Origin of the sequence: Pseudomonas sp. HMSC066A08 (genome assembly GCF_001813025.1) — a bacterium.
In the GTDB taxonomy this organism is placed as follows: Bacteria; Pseudomonadota; Gammaproteobacteria; order Pseudomonadales; family Pseudomonadaceae; genus Pseudomonas; species Pseudomonas aeruginosa.
Map to the genome: position 1 here is coordinate 69,688 of NZ_KV811178.1, position 18,287 is coordinate 87,974.

Annotated in this window: 16 protein-coding genes; 10 read left to right on the plus strand and 6 right to left on the minus strand. The window is 65.0% G+C overall.

Features of this window, described 5'->3' with window-relative positions; genetic code table 11:
- Positions 1-48 precede the first annotated feature (48 nt).
- The 6 genes from fmt (at position 49) to HMPREF2886_RS00315 (ending at position 6,217) form a co-directional block, all read left to right on the plus strand.
- Entirely contained in the window at positions 49-993 is a 945-nt protein-coding gene (fmt, locus tag HMPREF2886_RS00290; protein ID WP_070746575.1) for a methionyl-tRNA formyltransferase, read from the plus strand.
- On the plus strand, positions 990-2,294 hold the full coding sequence (gene rsmB, locus HMPREF2886_RS00295) for a 16S rRNA (cytosine(967)-C(5))-methyltransferase RsmB (RefSeq protein ID WP_070746578.1): 1,305 nt from the start codon (positions 990-992) through the stop codon (positions 2,292-2,294). The genes fmt and rsmB overlap by 4 nt, the downstream gene beginning before the upstream one ends.
- Before the next feature lie 27 nt (positions 2,295-2,321).
- On the plus strand, positions 2,322-3,695 hold the full coding sequence (trkA, locus tag HMPREF2886_RS00300) for a Trk system potassium transporter TrkA (RefSeq protein WP_070746580.1): 1,374 nt from the start codon (positions 2,322-2,324) through the stop codon (positions 3,693-3,695).
- Between the two features lie 136 nt (positions 3,696-3,831).
- Positions 3,832-5,283, plus strand: coding sequence for a TrkH family potassium uptake protein (locus HMPREF2886_RS00305; RefSeq protein ID WP_039027017.1), 1,452 nt, complete (start codon positions 3,832-3,834; stop codon positions 5,281-5,283).
- Positions 5,284-5,337: 54 nt separating this feature from the next.
- Entirely contained in the window at positions 5,338-5,652 is a 315-nt protein-coding gene (locus HMPREF2886_RS00310) for a tetratricopeptide repeat protein (RefSeq protein WP_033968210.1), read from the plus strand.
- A 292-nt stretch (positions 5,653-5,944) separates the two neighbouring features.
- Complete coding sequence (locus HMPREF2886_RS00315) at positions 5,945-6,217, plus strand: hypothetical protein (RefSeq protein WP_003107049.1); 273 nt, start codon at positions 5,945-5,947, stop codon at positions 6,215-6,217.
- A gap of 65 nt (positions 6,218-6,282) precedes the next feature.
- Here the strand turns inward: HMPREF2886_RS00315 and HMPREF2886_RS00320 are convergent, their stop codons facing one another.
- From HMPREF2886_RS00320 to HMPREF2886_RS00335, 4 genes are all read right to left on the minus strand, one after another.
- Positions 6,283-6,936 carry a 7-cyano-7-deazaguanine/7-aminomethyl-7-deazaguanine transporter gene (locus HMPREF2886_RS00320; protein ID WP_003097286.1) on the minus strand — a complete coding sequence of 218 codons (654 nt, stop codon included), beginning with the start codon at positions 6,934-6,936 and terminating at the stop codon, positions 6,283-6,285.
- Positions 6,937-7,082: 146 nt separating this feature from the next.
- Entirely contained in the window at positions 7,083-7,349 is a 267-nt protein-coding gene (locus tag HMPREF2886_RS00325) for a PilZ domain-containing protein (RefSeq protein WP_003100272.1), read from the minus strand.
- 79 nt (positions 7,350-7,428) lie between these two features.
- Positions 7,429-8,316, minus strand: a complete 888-nt coding sequence (locus HMPREF2886_RS00330) for a lysophospholipid acyltransferase (protein WP_003097282.1) — start codon at positions 8,314-8,316, stop codon at positions 7,429-7,431.
- A gap of 143 nt (positions 8,317-8,459) precedes the next feature.
- Positions 8,460-9,011 (minus strand): DNA-3-methyladenine glycosylase I, encoded by a 552-nt coding sequence (locus tag HMPREF2886_RS00335; protein ID WP_003097280.1) that lies wholly within the window; start codon positions 9,009-9,011, stop codon positions 8,460-8,462.
- A 104-nt stretch (positions 9,012-9,115) separates the two neighbouring features.
- On the opposite strand from HMPREF2886_RS00335, the gene glyQ reads away from it, so the two are divergent.
- Both glyQ and glyS read left to right on the plus strand, forming a co-directional pair.
- The gene (gene glyQ / locus HMPREF2886_RS00340) at positions 9,116-10,063 is read left to right on the plus strand and encodes a glycine--tRNA ligase subunit alpha (protein WP_003097276.1); all 948 of its coding nucleotides are present in this window, start codon (positions 9,116-9,118) and stop codon (positions 10,061-10,063) included.
- Positions 10,063-12,117 carry a glycine--tRNA ligase subunit beta gene (gene glyS / locus HMPREF2886_RS00345; RefSeq protein WP_033968214.1) on the plus strand — a complete coding sequence of 685 codons (2,055 nt, stop codon included), beginning with the start codon at positions 10,063-10,065 and terminating at the stop codon, positions 12,115-12,117. Before glyQ ends, glyS begins: the two co-directional genes overlap by 1 nt.
- A 54-nt stretch (positions 12,118-12,171) precedes the next feature.
- On the opposite strand, the gene HMPREF2886_RS00350 is transcribed toward glyS, so the two are convergent.
- Positions 12,172-13,878, minus strand: a complete 1,707-nt coding sequence (locus HMPREF2886_RS00350) for a di-heme-cytochrome C peroxidase (protein WP_070746583.1) — start codon at positions 13,876-13,878, stop codon at positions 12,172-12,174.
- A gap of 334 nt (positions 13,879-14,212) precedes the next feature.
- Between HMPREF2886_RS00350 and gmhB the strand changes: the two genes are divergently transcribed.
- Positions 14,213-14,749, plus strand: a complete 537-nt coding sequence (gene gmhB, locus HMPREF2886_RS00355) for a D-glycero-beta-D-manno-heptose 1,7-bisphosphate 7-phosphatase (protein WP_023092222.1) — start codon at positions 14,213-14,215, stop codon at positions 14,747-14,749.
- An 11-nt stretch (positions 14,750-14,760) separates the two neighbouring features.
- Positions 14,761-15,534 (plus strand): lysophospholipid acyltransferase family protein, encoded by a 774-nt coding sequence (locus HMPREF2886_RS00360; RefSeq protein WP_033968216.1) that lies wholly within the window; start codon positions 14,761-14,763, stop codon positions 15,532-15,534.
- A gap of 329 nt (positions 15,535-15,863) precedes the next feature.
- Here HMPREF2886_RS00360 and gyrB read toward each other — a convergent pair whose 3' ends face one another.
- Positions 15,864-18,284, minus strand: a complete 2,421-nt coding sequence (gene gyrB, locus HMPREF2886_RS00365) for a DNA topoisomerase (ATP-hydrolyzing) subunit B (RefSeq protein WP_003097268.1) — start codon at positions 18,282-18,284, stop codon at positions 15,864-15,866.
- Between the last annotated feature and the right edge of the window lie 3 nt (positions 18,285-18,287).

Consider the following 18,287-nt stretch of genomic DNA (forward strand, 5'->3'; position numbering starts at 1 on the left):
CCCCCAAAGGCTTGCCCCGGCAAGCCTTTTTCTTTTAGCGAGCCCCGCATGAGCCAAGCATTGCGCATCGTCTTCGCCGGAACCCCGGAATTCGCCGCCGAGCATCTCAAGGCCCTGCTCGACACCCCACACCGCATCGTCGCCGTCTACACCCAGCCCGACCGACCAGCCGGCCGCGGGCAGAAACTGATGCCCAGCGCGGTGAAGAGCCTGGCCCTGGAGCATGGCCTGCCGGTCATGCAGCCGCAGAGCCTGCGCAATGCCGAGGCCCAGGCGGAGCTGGCGGCGCTGCGCGCGGACCTGATGGTGGTGGTCGCCTATGGCCTGATCCTGCCCCAGGCGGTACTCGATACCCCGCGCCTGGGCTGCATCAACAGCCACGCCTCGCTGCTGCCGCGCTGGCGCGGCGCGGCGCCGATCCAGCGCGCGGTGGAAGCCGGCGACGCGGAGAGCGGCGTCACCGTGATGCAGATGGAAGCCGGGCTCGACACCGGCCCGATGCTGCTCAAGGTGAGCACGCCGATTTCCGCCGCGGACACCGGCGGCAGCCTGCACGACCGGCTCGCCGCGCTCGGCCCGAAAGCGGTGGTCGAAGCCATCGCCGGCCTGGCCGCCGGCACCCTGCATGGCGAGGTCCAGGACGACGCCCTGGCCACCTACGCGCACAAGTTGAACAAGGACGAGGCGCGCCTCGACTGGAGCCGTCCGGCCGTCGAACTGGAGCGCCAGGTCCGCGCCTTCACCCCCTGGCCGGTCTGCCACACCAGCCTCGCCGATGCTCCGCTGAAAGTCCTCGGCTCCAGCCTGGGGCAGGGCAGCGGGGCGCCCGGAACCGTCCTCGAGGCCAGCCGCGACGGCCTGCTGGTCGCCTGCGGCGAAGGCGCCCTGCGCCTGACCCGCCTGCAATTGCCGGGCGGCAAGCCACTGGCCTTCGCCGACCTCTACAACAGCCGTCGCGAGCAATTCGCCGCCGGCCAGGTGCTCGGCCAATGAACCCGCGTCTCGCCGCCTGCCAGGCGCTGGCCGCGGTGCTCGCCGGACGCGCCTCGCTGTCTGGCGCGTTGCCGCCGCAACTGGACAAGGTCGCCCCGCGCGATCGTGGTCTGACCCAGGAGCTGGCCTTCGGCGCGGCGCGCTGGCAACCGCGCCTGCAGGCCCTGGCCGCGCGCCTGTTGCAGAAGCCGTTCAAGGCCGCCGACACCGATATCCACGCCCTGCTGCTGATCGGCCTCTACCAGTTGCTCTACACGCGGATTCCGCCGCACGCCGCGATCGGCGAGACCGTCGGCTGCGCCGACAAGCTGAAGAAGGGCTGGGCCAAGGGCGTGCTCAACGCCGTGCTGCGCCGCGCGCAGCGCGAAGGCGAGACGCTGCTGGCCGAGGTCGACCGCGATCCCTCGGCGCGCCTGGGCCATCCGCGCTGGCTGCTGAAAGCGTTCAAGCAGGCCTGGCCGGAGCAACTCGACGCGCTCTGCGCGGCGAACAACGCACACCCGCCGATGACCTTGCGGGTCAATCGGCGCCACGGCGAGCGCGATGCCTACCTGGCCGAACTCGCCGAAGCCGGAATCGAGGCCCGCGCCTGCGACTACAGCCGCGACGGCATCCAGCTCGCCGTGCCGTGCGACGTGCGCGAGCTGCCAGGCTTCGCGGAGGGCCGCATCAGCGTCCAGGACGAAGCCGCGCAACTGGCCGCCGAGCTGCTCGAGAGCGCACCCGGCCAACGCGTCCTCGACGCCTGCTGCGCGCCTGGCGGCAAGACCTGCCACCTGCTGGAAACCCAGCCGGGATTGGCTGAAGTGGTCGCCGTCGACCTCGAGGAGAGCCGCCTGGTAAGGGTCCGGGAAAACCTCCAGCGGCTCGGCCTGCAAGCCAGCCTGGTCGCCGCCGACGCCAGGGCCACCGGGGAGTGGTGGGACGGCAAGCCGTTCCAGCGCATCCTCCTCGACGCGCCGTGCTCGGCCACCGGGGTGATCCGCCGCCACCCGGACATCAAGCTGGCGCGCAAGCCGGAAGACATCGCCGCCCTGGCGCACCTGCAGGGTGAATTGCTCGACGCACTGTGGCCTACCCTGGAAGTCGGTGGCGTACTGCTCTACGCCACCTGTTCGGTGATGCCGGCGGAAAACAGCGACAGCATCGCCGCCTTCCTCGCCCGCACGCCCGGCGCCCGCGAACTGGACCTTCCCGGCCCCTGGGGCATGAAACAGCCCCACGGCCGCCAGTTGCTGCCGCAGGTGGAGGGCCACGATGGCTTCTACTATGCCAAGCTGATCAAGATATCCGCCCGTTGATCGAAACCTGACGAGCCGTTTCCTGCCATGAAAATCATCATCCTCGGTGCCGGCCAGGTCGGCGGCACACTGGCCGAGCACCTGGCCAGCGAAGCCAACGACATCACCGTGGTCGACACCGACAGCGACCGCCTGCGCGACCTCGGCGACCGCCTCGACATCCGCACCGTGCAAGGCAAGGCCTCGTTCCCCACGGTGCTGCGCCAGGCCGGCGCCGACGACGCCGACATGCTGGTGGCGGTGACCAATAGCGACGAGACCAACATGGTCGCCTGCCAGGTCGCCTACACCCTGTTCAACACCCCGACCAAGATCGCCCGCGTCCGCGAGCCGGCCTACCTGACCCGTACCGGCCTGTTCGACAACGAGGCGATTCCGGTGGACGTGCTGATCAGCCCGGAGCAGGTGGTCACCAACTACATCAAGCGCCTGATCGAACACCCCGGCGCGCTGCAAGTCATCGACTTCGCCGAGGGCAAGGCGCAGCTGGTCGGGATCAAGGCCTACTACGGCGGCCCTCTGGTAGGGCAGGAGCTGCGCCAGCTGCGCGAGCACATGCCGAACGTGGATACCCGTGTCGCCGCGATCTACCGCCGCAACCGGCCGATCATTCCCCAGGGCGACACGGTGATCGAGGCCGACGACGAAGTCTTCTTCATCGCCGCCAAGGCCCATATCCGCGCGGTAATGGGCGAGATGCGCAGGCTCGACGACAGCTACAAGCGGATCATCATCGCCGGCGGCGGCAATGTCGGCGAGCGCCTGGCCGAGGCCATCGAGAGCCGCTACCAGGTGAAGATCATCGAGCGCAGCCCGCTGCGCTGCCGGCACCTCTCGGATACCCTGGACAGCACCATCGTGCTCAACGGCAGCGCTTCCGACCGCGACCTGCTGCTGGAGGAGAACATCGGCGAGACCGACGTGTTCCTCGCCCTGACCAACGACGACGAGGCCAACATCATGTCCTCGCTGCTGGCCAAGCGGCTCGGCGCGAGCAAGGTGATGACCCTGATCAACAACCCGGCCTATGTCGACCTAGTGCAAGGCGGCGAGATCGACATCGCCATCAGCCCGCAACTGGCGACCATCGGCACCCTGCTGGCCCACGTTCGCCGCGGCGACATCGAGAGCGTACACTCGCTGCGCCGCGGCGCAGCCGAAGCGATCGAAGTTGTGGCCCATGGCGACGCCAAGTCGAGCAAGGTGATCGGTCGCTCGATCAACGAGATCAAGCTGCCGCCGGGCACCACCATCGGCGCGCTGGTGCGCGACGAGGAAGTGCTGATCGCCCATGGCGACACCCGCATCGAGAGCGGCGACCACGTGCTGCTGTTCCTGGTCGACAAGAAATACATCCGCGATGTCGAGCGTCTGTTCCAGGCTGGTCTGACGTTCTTCTGAGGGATTTCCGCCGACGCCCTGATTGGCGTCGGCGGAATTTTTAGGCCTTTTCCCTCGTAATTTTCAGATAAATCCGAATGCCTTTGGCGAGCCCTCTCGCCACTCTGGACGGTTTTACCCGAAGCCTCCGGACCCCATGCACTACGCCTCCATTTTCCGCATCCTCGGCGTCCTGCTGATGCTCTTCAGCAGCACGCAGATTCCACCGCTGCTGGTCGCCCTGTTCTACGCCGAGCCGGTCTGGCAACCGTTCCTGCTGGCCTTCCTGATCACCCTCGTCACCGGCGCCTGCATCTGGTGGCCAGTGCGCGGCGTACAGGAGGAACTGCGTATCCGCGAGGGCTACCTGATCACCGCGCTGTTCTGGATCGTCCTCGGCAGCTTCGGCGCGATCCCTTTCATGTTCTCCGAAACCCCGCACATGAGCCTCACCGACGCCCTGTTCGAGGCCATCTCCGGCATCAGCACCACCGGCGCCACCGTGCTTATCGGACTCGACCAGTTACCGCGGGCGATCCTTTACTACCGCCAGCAACTGCAATGGTTCGGCGGGATGGGCATCGTGGTGCTGGCGGTGGCGATCATGCCGATGCTCGGTATCGGCGGCATGCAGTTGTATCGCGCGGAGATGCCCGGGCCCCTGAAGGAACAGAAGCTCTCGCCGCGCATCGCCGACACCGCCAAGACCCTCTGGCTGATCTACTGCGGCCTGACCCTGGCCTGCGCGGCGGCCTACTGGGCGGCGGGGATGAGCCTGTTCGACGCCATCGGCCACAGCTTCTCGACCATTGCCATCGGCGGCTTCTCCACCCACGACGCCAGCATCGGCTACTTCGACAGCCCGCTGGTAGAGACGATCTGCATGTTCTTCCTGGTCATCTCGGGGATCAATTTCGGCCTGCACTTCCTCGCCTGGCGCCGGCGCAGCCTGAGCCACTACCTGCGCGACCCGGAGTGCCGCGCCTACCTGCTGATCCTGCTCGCGGTGTTCCTGGTCACGGCGCTGGTGCTGGTCGCCCAGCGCCACTATGAACAGCCGCTGCAGTCGATCCGCTACGCGGCCTTCATGGTGGTTTCCATCGGCACCACCACCGGCTTCGGCCTGGCCGACTTCGCCACCTGGCCGACCTTCCTCCCGCACCTGCTGCTCTACACCACCTTCATCGGCGCCTGCGCCGGCTCCACCGGCGGCGGCATGAAGGTGATGCGGATTCTCCTGGTGTACCGCCAGGGCATGCGCGAATTCATGCGCCTGCTGCATCCCAGCGGGGTGTTCCTGGTCAAGCTCGGACGGCGGCCGATCCCCGACCGGGTGGTGGAATCGGTGTGGGGATTCTGCTCGATCTACCTGGTCACCTTTGTCGTGCTGATGCTGGTCCTGCTGGCCCTGGGCGTGGACCTGCTGACCGCCTTCTCCAGTCTCTCGTCGTGCCTGAACAACCTCGGCCCGGCCCTCGGCGAAGCCGCCGCGCACTACGGCGGGCTACCGGACAGCGCCAAGCTGGTGCTGGCCTTCGCCATGATGCTGGGGCGCCTGGAGGTGTTCTCGCTGCTGATCCTGCTGACCCCGGCGTTCTGGCGTTACTGACGAACCTGGGCGAGACAGGCAGAATGGCCGGCATCGACGGAAGAGGGCAGGGCGATGATCGAAGGTCTGGAAAAGATGCTCGCCAAGGGCATGGACAATGCGCTGCTGCGCTTCGGCCTGGGCAAGGGTTATCTGGATGCGGGAGAGGCCGAACGCGCCGCAGAACATCTGCAGCGCTGCGTGGAGCAGGATCCGAAGTACTCTGCCGGCTGGAAACTGCTGGGCAAGGCACGCCAGGCTGCCGGCGATCTGGCGGGCGCCCGGCAGGCCTGGGAGCAGGGCCTGGAAACTGCCGCGACGCATGGCGACAAGCAGGCCGAAAAGGAAATGACGGTGTTCCTGCGCAAGCTCGACAGGGCGAGAACCTGAGCGTCCGGTCGAGGCTCGCGCAGCGCGTTCTCGCCACCCGCCGGCCGGAGTTCCGGCAGACGGGTCGGGCGTGCTCATCGAGCGCTGGCAGAACGGTTCGAGCACGCCCCGACGACACTTTTACAAAGACCTGTTCCACACATTCGTAGGCAACTTCTGTCAACGATGTAGCCTGCATCCCGAACGCCCAAAACCCCATTGAGCGACCGCTGCCGGCCCTCTAGCTTCGACTCATCGCTTCGGTCCAAGCCCGAACGCGACACCTGACTTCAACTACTTTTCCGGAGCCAACATGTCGAAGCAAGAGCGTTCAGTCCCGTCCTATGTCGAATACCCATACGAGCAAGCGATTCTCTACGTTCACCGGAACGCCTCCGCCAATGAGATGCTCGAATCCGTACAGGAGCGCCTCAGGGCTCTCCTCGGCCTCCTCCATGCCTTGGAAAGGATCGAAGTGCGGACGGGGCAGGGCGTTCCCATTCAGCGCGTGGCGCACATCCTGGTCACGCTCGGCGGCGATGCCCTGACGCTGCTCACGGCCGCGCACCGGGCTACCACCTCCTGAACGAAGAAGGGCGCAACGGTCATCACGGCCTGTTGCGCCCTTCCTCCAGATTGCCTCGATGAGCCTCAAGCGTTGCTCTGCGGCCGCCCCGGCAGCATCTTCAGGATGCCGTTGAGTAGCATGCCGTAGAGCGGCACGAACAGTAGAAGACTGATACTCAGCTTCACTCCGTAGTCCACCGTGGCGATTTCCACCCAGTGCTGCGCCATGAACGGATTGTCGCTACGCCAGAACGCCACGAAGAAGAAGGTGAAGGTGTCCAGCAGGTTGCCGAGGATGGTCGAGGCGACTGGCGCGGTCCACCAGTGCCGGGAACGACGGAGGCGGTCGAATACCTGGATATCGAGGATCTGTCCGAGCACATAGGCGAGGAAGCTTGCCAGGGAGATCCGGGCGACGAAGGTGTTGAACTCGAGCAGCGCGGAGAAACCACGGAACGCCGCTTCCTGGAACAACACCGAGACCACGTAGGAGGCGATCAACGCCGGGATCATGACCCGGGCGATGACCAGCCGGGCAGGGCCCTTGCCCAGCAGGCGCACGGTGAGGTCGGTAGCCAGGAAGATGAACGGAAAGCTGAAGGCGCCCCAGGTGGTGTGCCAGCCAAACAGGGTGATCGGCAACTGCACCAGGTAGTTGCTGGCGATGATGATGAAGATGTGGAAGGCGATCAGGCCGGCCAGGGTGCCGCGCCAGGCCGCCGGAGAAGAGGCTGACATGTGCTGTCCTTTTTGCGCGATGGGGTGAGGGAACCCATGCCCGGCACCATGCCGAGCGGCGCGCATTCTAGCCGATAACCGGCAGCGGTTTCGCCCACGCTGTGATCAGTGGCTCATGCCTGGGGTTCCACGTGGAACACCACCGTTCAGGCTTCGCTGAGAAAGCGCAGGCCGACGCCTTCCGCATCGACTCGCACGACTTCCATCTGCAGGATCGGCGCGTCGATCGGCAAGTCCTGTACCTGGCCAGTAACGACACTGCCTGTTGGGAGCTGGGTCAGCTCCGGGTGTTTGACATAGACCCCGGTGTCGGACAGGTCGCGTGTCTGCGCCATCAGCTCGCCAAATAGCGGGTGACTGATACGGATTCGGCACTTGAGCGGGGTTCGTGGGTATTGTCGTTGATTATCCATCGAGTCCCTCGGGACCTGCGGAGGAGGTGGCTGAGCATAGTACCCGGATATGAAAAAGGCGTCTTCCGACGCCCTTTCCTCAGTACCATTTTTTCTCGCCATCCGGGCGGTTCTTGAAGCGTTTCATGCTCCACATGTACTGGCTGGGATAGGCTCGTACATACTTCGCCAACTCGCGGCTCATGGCTGCTACAGACACTTCCAGGTCCTTGTCGTACATGTCCGCCGGAGCCGCTTCGAGGATCACCTTGTAACCGCTACCATCGGGCAGGCGCACCGCATGGAAGAACACTCCACGCGCCTTGCCGCGTGAAAGCAACTGCGGGACGAACTTGCTGATCAAGGCAGTGGTGCCCAGGTAGGGCACGAAGAGCCCAGCGGTACGCGCGGGCTCGGGGTCGGCGGGAATCCCTACGCAACCGCCTTTCTTCACTTCCTTGATGACGCTGAGGATACCCTCAGGAGTGGAAGGTGCGACGCGGTTGCCCAATTGCACGCGTTGCTTCTTCAGCAATTCGTCGACTGCCTTCAGCTTGGGCGGACGATAGAAGATGATCGGCTTGGCGTAGGAGCAATAGAAGTGGTTGAGTACTTCCCAGTTTCCCAGGTGACTGGTAATGCCGACCAGGCCATCGCCGGAAGCCAGCGCTTCCTCCAGCACCTCCATGCCTTCGACCTCGCGGATGTATCTCAGCGACTTTTCAGGCGGCCAGATCCAGGCGCAGGCACTTTCGGTGAGGGTCCGGCCAATATCCATCAGGCTTTGTCCGACCAGCTTTTCCAGTTCGGTTTCAGACAACTCGGGGAAGCACTTGGACAGGTTGATCCGCACTACCTCGCGGGATCGATTCGGCAATTTCCACATCAGCCAGCCTATGCCGGCCCCGACGCCTTGCACGGCACGCCAGGGCAATAACGCGAACAGGCGTAGGGCCCCCACCACCAGGGCACCTTTGAATTTCTCCACGAAACACTCCTCGCTCGACTCGAACGCGCATTGTACGCCAGGAAGAAGGCGAGGGCGGCAGCCAAGGAAGCGGGGCGACCAGCTATGCTGCGCGCCGATGTTCCACGTGGAACATCCGAACGCATCCGTCAGGGAGCGCCCGGCTAGCCGACGAGTTGGGCGTAACGGTCGCAGTCCTGGGTATGGTCCATGACCATGCCGCTGGCCTGCATGAAGGCGTAGCAGATGGTCGGCCCGACGAAGTTGAAGCCGGCCTTGCGCAGCGCCTTGCTCATGGCCTCGGCTTCCGGGGTAATCGCCGGCACCTCGGCGCGACCGGCGAAATGGTTGATCTTCGGCTGGCCGCCGACGAAGGACCAGAGGAACCCAGCCGGGTCGTCCAGCTCCAGCCAGGCCTGGGCGTTCTGCCGCGCAGCGTTGAGCTTGGCCCGATTGCGAATGATGCCGGGGTCGAGCATCAGTTCGTCGATCTCCGCGTCGCTCATCTGTGCCACCCGTTGCACGTCAAAGCCAAACAGCACCTCGCGGTAGCGCTCGCGCTTCTTCAGCACGGTGATCCAGGACAACCCGGCCTGGAAGCCCTCCAGCAGCAGAAGTTCGAACAGCGCGTCGGGATCGCGCTGCGGCACGCCCCACTCCTCGTCGTGGTAGGCCATGTAGAGAGGATCGTCGTTGCACCAGAAGCAGCGTGGCATAAGGCTTTCCGTGGTTTTCCAGGGATCGGGGGGACGGGCGAGGCGGCGCGGGAATCGGGTATACTTCCATGTTTTGTATCGAAGCCTCAGCACAGGTGAATTTCGTGAGCCAGACTACGCCCGCCGTGCGCACCTTCCAAGACCTGATTCTCGCCCTGCAGAACTACTGGGCCGAGCAGGGCTGCGTGGTGCTGCAGCCCTACGACATGGAAGTGGGCGCCGGCACCTTCCACACCGCCACCTTCCTCCGCGCCATCGGCCCGGAGACCTGGAACGCCGCCTACGTCCAGCCGAGCCGCCGCCCCACCGACGGCCGTTACGGCGAGAACCCCAACCGCCTGCAGCACTACTACCAGTTCCAGGTGGTCCTGAAGCCGAACCCGGAGAACTTCCAGGAGCTGTACCTCGGCTCGCTGAAAGCCATCGGTATCGACCCGCTGGTCCACGACATCCGCTTCGTCGAGGACAACTGGGAATCGCCGACCCTCGGCGCCTGGGGCCTGGGTTGGGAAATCTGGCTGAACGGAATGGAAGTCACCCAGTTCACCTACTTCCAGCAGGTCGGCGGCATCGAGTGCTATCCGGTCACCGGCGAGATCACCTACGGCCTGGAGCGCCTGGCCATGTATCTGCAGGGCGTGGACTCGGTCTACGACCTGGTCTGGACCGACGGCCCGTTCGGCAAGGTCACCTATGGCGACGTGTTCCACCAGAACGAGGTGGAACAATCCACCTTCAACTTCGAGCACGCCAACGTGCCGAAGCTGTTCGAACTGTTCGACTTCTACGAGAGCGAAGCCAACCGCCTGATCGCGCTGGAGCTGCCGTTGCCGACCTACGAGATGGTCCTCAAGGCTTCGCATACCTTCAACCTGCTGGATGCGCGGCGCGCCATCTCGGTCACCGAGCGCCAGCGCTACATCCTTCGCGTGCGTACCCTGGCCCGCGCCGTGGCGCAGAGCTACCTGCAGGCCCGCGCGCGCCTCGGCTTCCCCATGGCCACCCCCGAATTGCGTGATGAAGTACTGGCCAAGCTGAAGGAGGCCGAATGATGAGCGCCAAGGATTTCCTGGTCGAACTGGGCACCGAAGAGCTGCCGCCAAAAGCCCTCAACAGCCTCGGCGAAGCCTTCCTCAGCGGTATAGAGAAGGGCCTCAAGGCTGCCGGTCTGGGCTACGCCGCTGCGCGTTTCTATGCGGCGCCGCGCCGTCTCGCCGTGCTGGTCGAGCAACTCGCCGTGCAGCAGCCCGACCGTACCGTCAACCTAGACGGTCCGCCGCTACAGGCCGCCTTCGACGCCAGCGGTAACCCGACCCAGGCCGCCCTGGGGTTCGCCAAGAAGTGCGGCGTGGATCTGCAGCAGATCGACAAGAGCGGTCCGAAGCTGCGCTTCAGCCAGACCATCGCCGGCCAACCGGCCGCCGGCCTGCTGCCGGGCATCGTCGAGACCTCGTTGAACGAACTGCCGATTCCCAAGCGGATGCGCTGGGCAGCTCGCCGCGAGGAGTTCGTGCGTCCGACCCAATGGCTGGTGATGCTGTTCGGCGACGACGTGGTCGAGTGCGAGATCCTCGCCCAGAAAGCCGGGCGCGAATCCCGCGGCCACCGCTTCCACAATCCGGACAATGTGCGTATTTCCAGCCCGGCAGCGTACCTGGAAGACCTGCGCGGCGCTCATGTGCTGGCCGATTTCGCCGAGCGCCGCGAACTGATCGCCAAGCGCGTGGCCGAGCTGGCCGCCGAGCAGCAGGGCAGCGCCATCGTGCCGCCGAGCCTGCTCGACGAAGTGACTGCGCTGGTCGAATGGCCGGTGCCGCTGGTCTGCTCCTTCGAGGAGCGCTTCCTCGAGGTCCCGCAGGAAGCCCTGATCACCACCATGCAGGACAACCAGAAATACTTCTGCCTGCTGGACGCCAACGGCAAGCTGCTGCCGCGCTTCATCACCGTCGCCAACGTCGAGAGCAAGGCACCGGAGAACATCGTCAGCGGTAACGAGAAGGTGGTTCGCCCGCGCCTCACCGACGCCGAGTTCTTCTTCAAGCAGGACAAGAAGCAGCCGCTCGAAAGCTTCAATGAGCGCCTGCGCAACGTAGTGTTCCAGGCCCAGCTCGGCACCGTGTTCGAGAAGGCCCAGCGCGTCTCCGGCCTGGCCGCCTACATCGCCGAACGTATAGGCGGCAATGCGCAGAACGCCGCGCGCGCCGGCATCCTGTCCAAGTGCGACCTGGCAACCGAGATGGTCGGCGAGTTCCCCGAGATGCAGGGCATCGCCGGCTACTACTACGCCACCCACGGCGGCGAAGCGGAAGACGTCGCCCTGGCCCTCAACGAGCAGTACATGCCGCGCGGCGCCGGTGCCGAGCTACCCTCGACCCTGACCGGCGCCGCCGTGGCGGTGGCCGACAAGCTCGATACCCTGGTCGGTATCTTCGGCATCGGCATGCTTCCCACCGGCAGCAAGGACCCCTACGCGCTGCGTCGCGCCGCGCTGGGCGTGCTGCGCATCCTCATCGAGAAGCAGCTCGACCTGGACCTGGTAGCCGCGGTCAACGCCGCCGTCGAGCAATACGGCGACAAGGTCAAGGCCGCCGGCCTGGCCGAGCAGGTGCTGGACTTCGTGTTCGACCGCCTGCGCGCGCGCTACGAGGACGAAGGCGTGGACGTGGCCGTGTACCAGTCGGTGCGCGCGCTCAAGCCAAGCTCGCCGCTGGACTTCGACCAGCGCGTACAGGCCGTCCAGGCCTTCCGCCAATTGCCTGAAGCCGAGGCCCTGGCCGCGGCGAACAAACGGGTGTCGAATATTCTCGCCAAGTCCGAGGACGAGGTTCCGCCGAGCGTGGTTGCCAGCCTGCTGGTGGAAGCCGCCGAGAAGGCCCTGGGCAGCGCCGTGGCGAACGCCGAAAGCGAAGTCGCGCCGCTGGCAGCGACACGCGACTATCGCGCCGCGCTGGCCCGCCTGGCGGCCTTGCGCGAGCCGGTGGATACGTTCTTCGCCGATGTGATGGTCAATGTCGACGACGCGGCGGTACGCGCCAACCGCTATGCGCTGCTGGCCAAGCTGCGCGGGTTGTTCCTCGGGGTGGCGGACATCTCGCTGCTCGGCTGAGCCAGTCCCGCCTCGAAGAAAAGGCCCGGCGTCCTCGCGACACCGGGCCTTTCACTACAGGACCTTCAGGTACTCCAGCAGCGCGCGCTTCTCCTCGGCCGACAGGCTGGTGCCGTACTCATGGCCGCAGCGGCTGTTGCCGGAATCACGCCGGTCGCAGCCGGTGGTCTTCAACACATAGCTGCCGAATTGGGTCTGCTGGGCGGCGAGGCCGACCTTGTCCACGTCGTAGGCCGAGCCCACCGGGAAGGATTCCACCCGCTCCGCGGCCGGCTTCAGCAACTCTTCCAGGGTCGGCACCGAGCCGTTGTGCAGGTAGGGCGCCGCCGCCCAGATCCCCTGCAGGACCCGCGACTCGTAGGGGTAGGGGTCGGCCTGGGTACGCACCGGCTTCTGGAAGGCGGTCAGCAGTTGCCGGGTTTCGTCGGTCATCACGCTTTCCGGCTTGACCGCCGCCGCCTTGGCATCGTGCTTCTCACCGAGGATCGGCACGAAGTGCTGCAGGATCGAACCGGCCACCGCTACGGCGAGTACGTCGAAGGCTCCGTCGGTCGCCTTCAGCGGCTGGCCGAACGGCATCCGCGCGCCCTCCATCACGCCGGTCTGCACCTGGCCATCGAGGATGGCGTGCTGGCGGCTGTCGCTGCCGACGTCCCTCAGCGGAGTGTCCCAAAGCACCAGGTCCTTGATCCGGATGCCGTGGCACTCCACGCAGCCACCTTCGTCGGTCTTGCGGGCGAAGATCAGCGCGCCTTTTCTGGCCAGGTGCTTGTCCACCGCCCAGGGCCACTTCGGCGGGCCGATCTTCTTGATCAGGTCCTCCAGCTTGCCCAGCCCGTGGAAGTTGGCCGAGTTGATCTTCAGGTAGTCCATGCCCAGCAGGTGGAACTTGCTCTTCTGCGGGTGGAAGGTGGCGAACACCCCGTAGACCTCGCCGACATTGCGCGCCAGGCCGAGCAGGTCGTTGCCGTTGGCGGCGAAACCGGGCCACTGGGTCTTGTTCTGCCGCGCCGCGTTCCACAGGAACGGGTAGCGCACCGGCGCATCCGCCGCCTTGATGTTGTCGGGAATCAGATAGGGCGGCGCGCTGCCGATATCCAGCCCGGTAAGGCGGTTGAAGATCATCGATACCGCGTCCAGCCGCGCCGGTCCCCAGGTGTCCTTGGGCAGCGCGCGCTCGATCAGCGTGTGATAGGGCTCGTACCATTCCTTCACCGCCGCGAGCAGGGCGTCGCGCGCACCGGGAGGCGGATTGGCCCCGAGGATCTGCTGGGCGAAGGCGTCGAAGGCGGCGTCATCGCTGGTCAGCGGTCCCACGGCCCGATCGAGGTCGGCGAGGAATGCCTGGAAGTCGACGATCGCCGGACCGCCGTCGATCCGATAGGCAGTGCCCTTCACCTCGATCTGCCGGGTATGGCAGGCCGAACAGGTCATGCCGACCATCTGCCGGGCGCCCGTGCCGGCTACGGTGAAGCCCACCGGCAGGCCTTCCGCGGGCGCCTTGGGGTTGGGCAAATAGCCGTAGCGGGCCAGGCTGTCGGCGAGGAAAGGCGTGCCATCCGGCTGTCGCAACGCCTTGAGCCAGGGCAGCGACATCACCTGCGAGCCCTGGTCGCGGCTGTAGAAGTCCTGGCGGTGGCTTTCGGTCCATTCCTTGCCCTGGTCGAGCATGACCGGAGCGGCCGCCAGGGCGGCGGAAGAAAGTGCCAGGGAAGCGAGGGACAAGCTTGAAAGGTGCAGTATCTTTTTCAGGCGTTTCACGGTTACCGTCCTTGGGAACGAGCAGACGCCCCGGAACTCCCCGTCGTCATGCCCGCTCCACCTGTGGTGGAAACACGGCCGGTCGGCCGTGCTGGCATGCGATAGGCGCTTACTGCGTTACTCCGGTGATCCACCCGCCAAGGGGTTCGCACGTACTCCGAGACACCCACTGCTGCGTGCCAAATGACTCCCTGGCCTGGGATTGCCATTCCATTGCCATTATTGAATCTAGTACAGATATCCAGCGTAGGGGGCTCGTCGATCCATCCGCGATGCTCCGGCTGACTGAGGTAGAATCGATCCTTTCCGTTCATGCATGGCCAACTGCGCATCGATGTCCCGTTCCCTGCTGATTCTCGACCGCGATGGAGTCATCAACCTCGACTCCGACGATTACATCAAGACCCTCGACGAGTGGATCCCCATCCCCAGCTCGATCGAGGCCATCGCCCGCCTGAGCAAGGCCGGCTGGACCGTCGCGGTGGCTACCAACCAGTCCGGCATCGCCCGTGGCTATTACGACCTGGCAGTGCTCGAGGCCATGCATGCGCGCTTGCGCGAACTGGTTGCGGAGCAGGGCGGCGAGGTCGGCCTCATCGTCTATTGTCCGCATGGACCGGACGACGGCTGCGACTGCCGCAAGCCGAAGCCGGGTATGCTGCGGCAGATCGGCGAGCACTACGGGGTCGATCTGTCGGGTATCTGGTTCGTCGGCGACAGCATCGGTGACCTGGAGGCGGCGCGGGCCGTCGATTGTCAGCCGGTGTTGGTAAAGACCGGAAAAGGCGTACGTACGCTGGGCAAGCCCTTGCCAGAGGGCACCCTGATATTCGACGATCTGGCGGCAGTCGCCAGCGCATTACTTCAGTAAGGTCAGAATACATGTCGACAGTGCAGGCCATCAGAACCGTCCTCTTTTACCTGCTGCTGTCCGCCAGCGCATTCGTCTGGGGCACCCTCAGCTTCTTCATCGCGCCGATCCTGCCGTTCCGCGCCCGCTACCGCTTCGTGGTACAGAACTGGTGCCGTTTCGCGATCTGGCTGACCCGCGTGGTCGCCGGCATCCGCTACGAGGTGCGCGGGCTGGAGAACATCCCGGAAAAGCCCTGCGTGATCCTCTCCAAGCACCAGAGCACCTGGGAAACCTTCTTCCTCTCCGGCTTCTTCGAGCCACTCAGCCAGGTACTCAAGCGCGAGCTGCTCTACGTGCCGTTCTTCGGCTGGGCCCTGGCCCTGCTCAAGCCCATCGCCATCGACCGCAGCCAGCCCAAGCTGGCCCTCAAGCAACTGGCCAGGCAGGGCGACGAGTGCCTGAAGAAAGGCGCCTGGGTACTGATCTTCCCGGAAGGCACGCGTATTCCGGTGGGGCAGATGGGCAAGTTCTCCCGCGGCGGCACCGCCCTGGCGGTCAACGCCGGGCTACCGGTACTGCCGATCGCCCACAACGCCGGGCAGTATTGGCCCAAGGCCGGCTGGGCGAAGTACCCGGGCACCATCCAGGTGGTGATCGGCCCGGCGATGCACGCCGAAGGCGAAGGCCCGCGCGCCATAGCCGAGCTAAACCAGCGCGCCGAAGCCTGGGTCAGCGAGACCATGGCCGAGATCAGCCCCATCCAGCAGCGGGTCAGCCATCCGGAGCCGTCGGTGGTGTCGTGAAGGACCGCAAAGCCCCCTGCAAGGCGCACTGTGCGCCGATTCGATAAAAGAAGCCCCGCCGTAGCGGGGCTTCTTGTTTTCACGCGTGGCGCAAAGCAAGGCCGGCTGGCAACGATCGACCGAACCGGCTGGCGTCCGCTGCCCACAGGAGCGGTGGAACGCCGCCAGGGCACCTGGGTCCAGGGCGTCAATGCCAGCGATTAAGAATAACCGGGGGCTCGGTCACACCTTGGCAAGGCACCCCTGGTGCCGTATCCAGGCTACCTGGCCCAAAAAGAAAACCCCGGCGCCAGGCCGGGGTTGCCATGAGGGTCGGTCTTGCCGACCTGTCACACGTCCAGGTTCGACACCGCCAGCGCGTTGCTTTCGATGAAGTCGCGGCGCGGCTCCACGGCATCGCCCATCAGGGTGTTGAAGATCTGGTCGGCGGCGATGGCGTCCTCGATGGTCACCTTGAGCATGCGCCGGACGTTCGGATCCATGGTGGTTTCCCACAGCTGCTCAGGGTTCATCTCGCCCAACCCCTTGTATCGCTGGATGCTGTGGCGCTTGGTCCCTTCGGCCATCAGCCAGTCCAGGCCGTCCTTGAAGGCGCTGATCGGGCGCTTGCGCTCACCCTTCTGCACGTAGGCGCCGTCTTCCAGCAGGCTGTTCAGCTGGTCGCCGAGCAGCGACACCGAGCGGTAGTCATTGCTGGCGAAGAAGTCACGGTTGAAGGTGACGTAGCTGGACAGGCCGTGGGCCACCAGTTCCACCTCCGGCAGCCACAGGTGGCGCTCGCGGTCTTCGCGCAGGCTGGCCTTGTAGGTCAGGCCGGACTTCTCGGCGGCGGTCAGGCGCGCCTGGAACTTCTCCAACCAGCCCTGCATGGCCGACTCGTTAGCCAGGTCGTCCACCGACACGGTAGGCAGGTAGATGAAGTGCTCGGTCAGCTCCTGGGGGTACAGGCGCGACAGGCGCTTGAGGGTGGCGATCACCCCGCGATACTCGTTGACCAGTTTCTCCAGCGCCGCCCCGGACAGGCCCGGAGCGTGCTCGTTGACGTGCAGGCTGGCATCTTCCAGGGCCGACTGGGTCATGTACTCTTCCATGGCCTGGTCGTCCTTGATGTACTGCTCCTGCTTGCCGCGCTTGACCTTGTACAACGGTGGCTGGGCGATGTAGATGTAGCCACGTTCGATCAGCTCGGGCATCTGGCGGAAGAAGAAGGTCAACAGCAGGGTGCGGATGTGCGAACCGTCGACGTCAGCATCGGTCATGATGATGATGTTGTGGTAGCGCAGCTTGTCGATGTTGTACTCCTCGCGGCCGATGCCACAGCCCAGGGCGGTGATCAGCGTACCGACCTCCTGGGAGGAGAGCATCTTGTCGAAGCGCGCCTTCTCGACGTTGAGGATCTTGCCCTTGAGCGGCAGGATCGCCTGGGTCCGGCGATTGCGGCCCTGCTTGGCGGAACCGCCCGCGGAGTCACCCTCCACGATGTACAGTTCGGAAAGCGCCGGGTCCTTTTCCTGGCAATCGGCCAGCTTGCCGGGCAGGCCGGCGATGTCCAGCGCACCCTTGCGGCGGGTCATCTCGCGCGCCTTGCGCGCGGCCTCGCGGGCACGGGCGGCGTCGATCATCTTGCCGACCACGGCCTTGGCCTCGTTGGGGTTCTCCAGCAGGAAGTCGGCGAAGTACTTGCCCATCTCCTGTTCCACCGCGGTCTTCACCTCGGAGGAGACCAGCTTGTCCTTGGTCTGCGAACTGAACTTCGGGTCCGGCACCTTCACCGAGATGATCGCGGTGAGGCCTTCGCGGGCATCGTCGCCGGTGGTGGCGATCTTGAATTTCTTCGCCAGGCCTTCGGCCTCGATGTAGTTGTTCAGGTTACGCGTCAGCGCCGAACGGAAACCGGCCAGGTGGGTACCGCCGTCACGCTGCGGGATGTTGTTGGTGAAGCAGAGCAGGTTCTCGTTGAAGCTGTCGTTCCACTGCAAGGCGACTTCCACACCCACGCCGTCCTCTTCACGCTGGACGTTGAAGTGGAATACCTCGTTCACCGCGGTCTTGTTGGTGTTCAGGTATTCGACGAAGGCCTTCAGACCGCCTTCGTACTTGAACAGCTCCTCCTTGCCGGTACGCTCGTCGCGCAGCAGGATGCCGACGCCGGAGTTGAGGAAGGACAGCTCGCGGATGCGCTTGGCCAGGATGTCCCAACTGAAGTGGATGTTGCTAAAGGTCTCCGGGGATGGCTTGAAGTGAACTTCGGTACCGGAGCCATCGGTCTCGCCCACTTCGCGCAGTGGGAACTGCGGAACGCCGTGGTGGTAGACCTGCTCCCAGACCTTGTTGTGGCGCCGGATGGTCAGGCGCAGTTCATGGGACAGCGCGTTCACCACCGAGACGCCCACACCGTGCAAGCCGCCGGACACCTTGTAGGTGTTGTCATCGAACTTGCCGCCGGCGTGGAGGACGGTCATGATCACTTCCGCCGCAGAAACCCCTTCTTCCTTGTGGATATCCACCGGAATACCGCGTCCATTGTCGCGGACAGTGATCGACTCATCCGTATGGATGGTGATGCTGATTTCGCTGCAGTAACCGGCCAGCGCTTCGTCGATGGAGTTATCCACCACCTCGAACACCATGTGGTGCAGACCGGTGCCATCGTCGGTGTCGCCGATGTACATGCCGGGGCGCTTGCGTACGGCATCCAGCCCCTTCAGCACCTTGATGCTGGAAGAGTCGTACGTGTTGTTCTCGCTCATGCT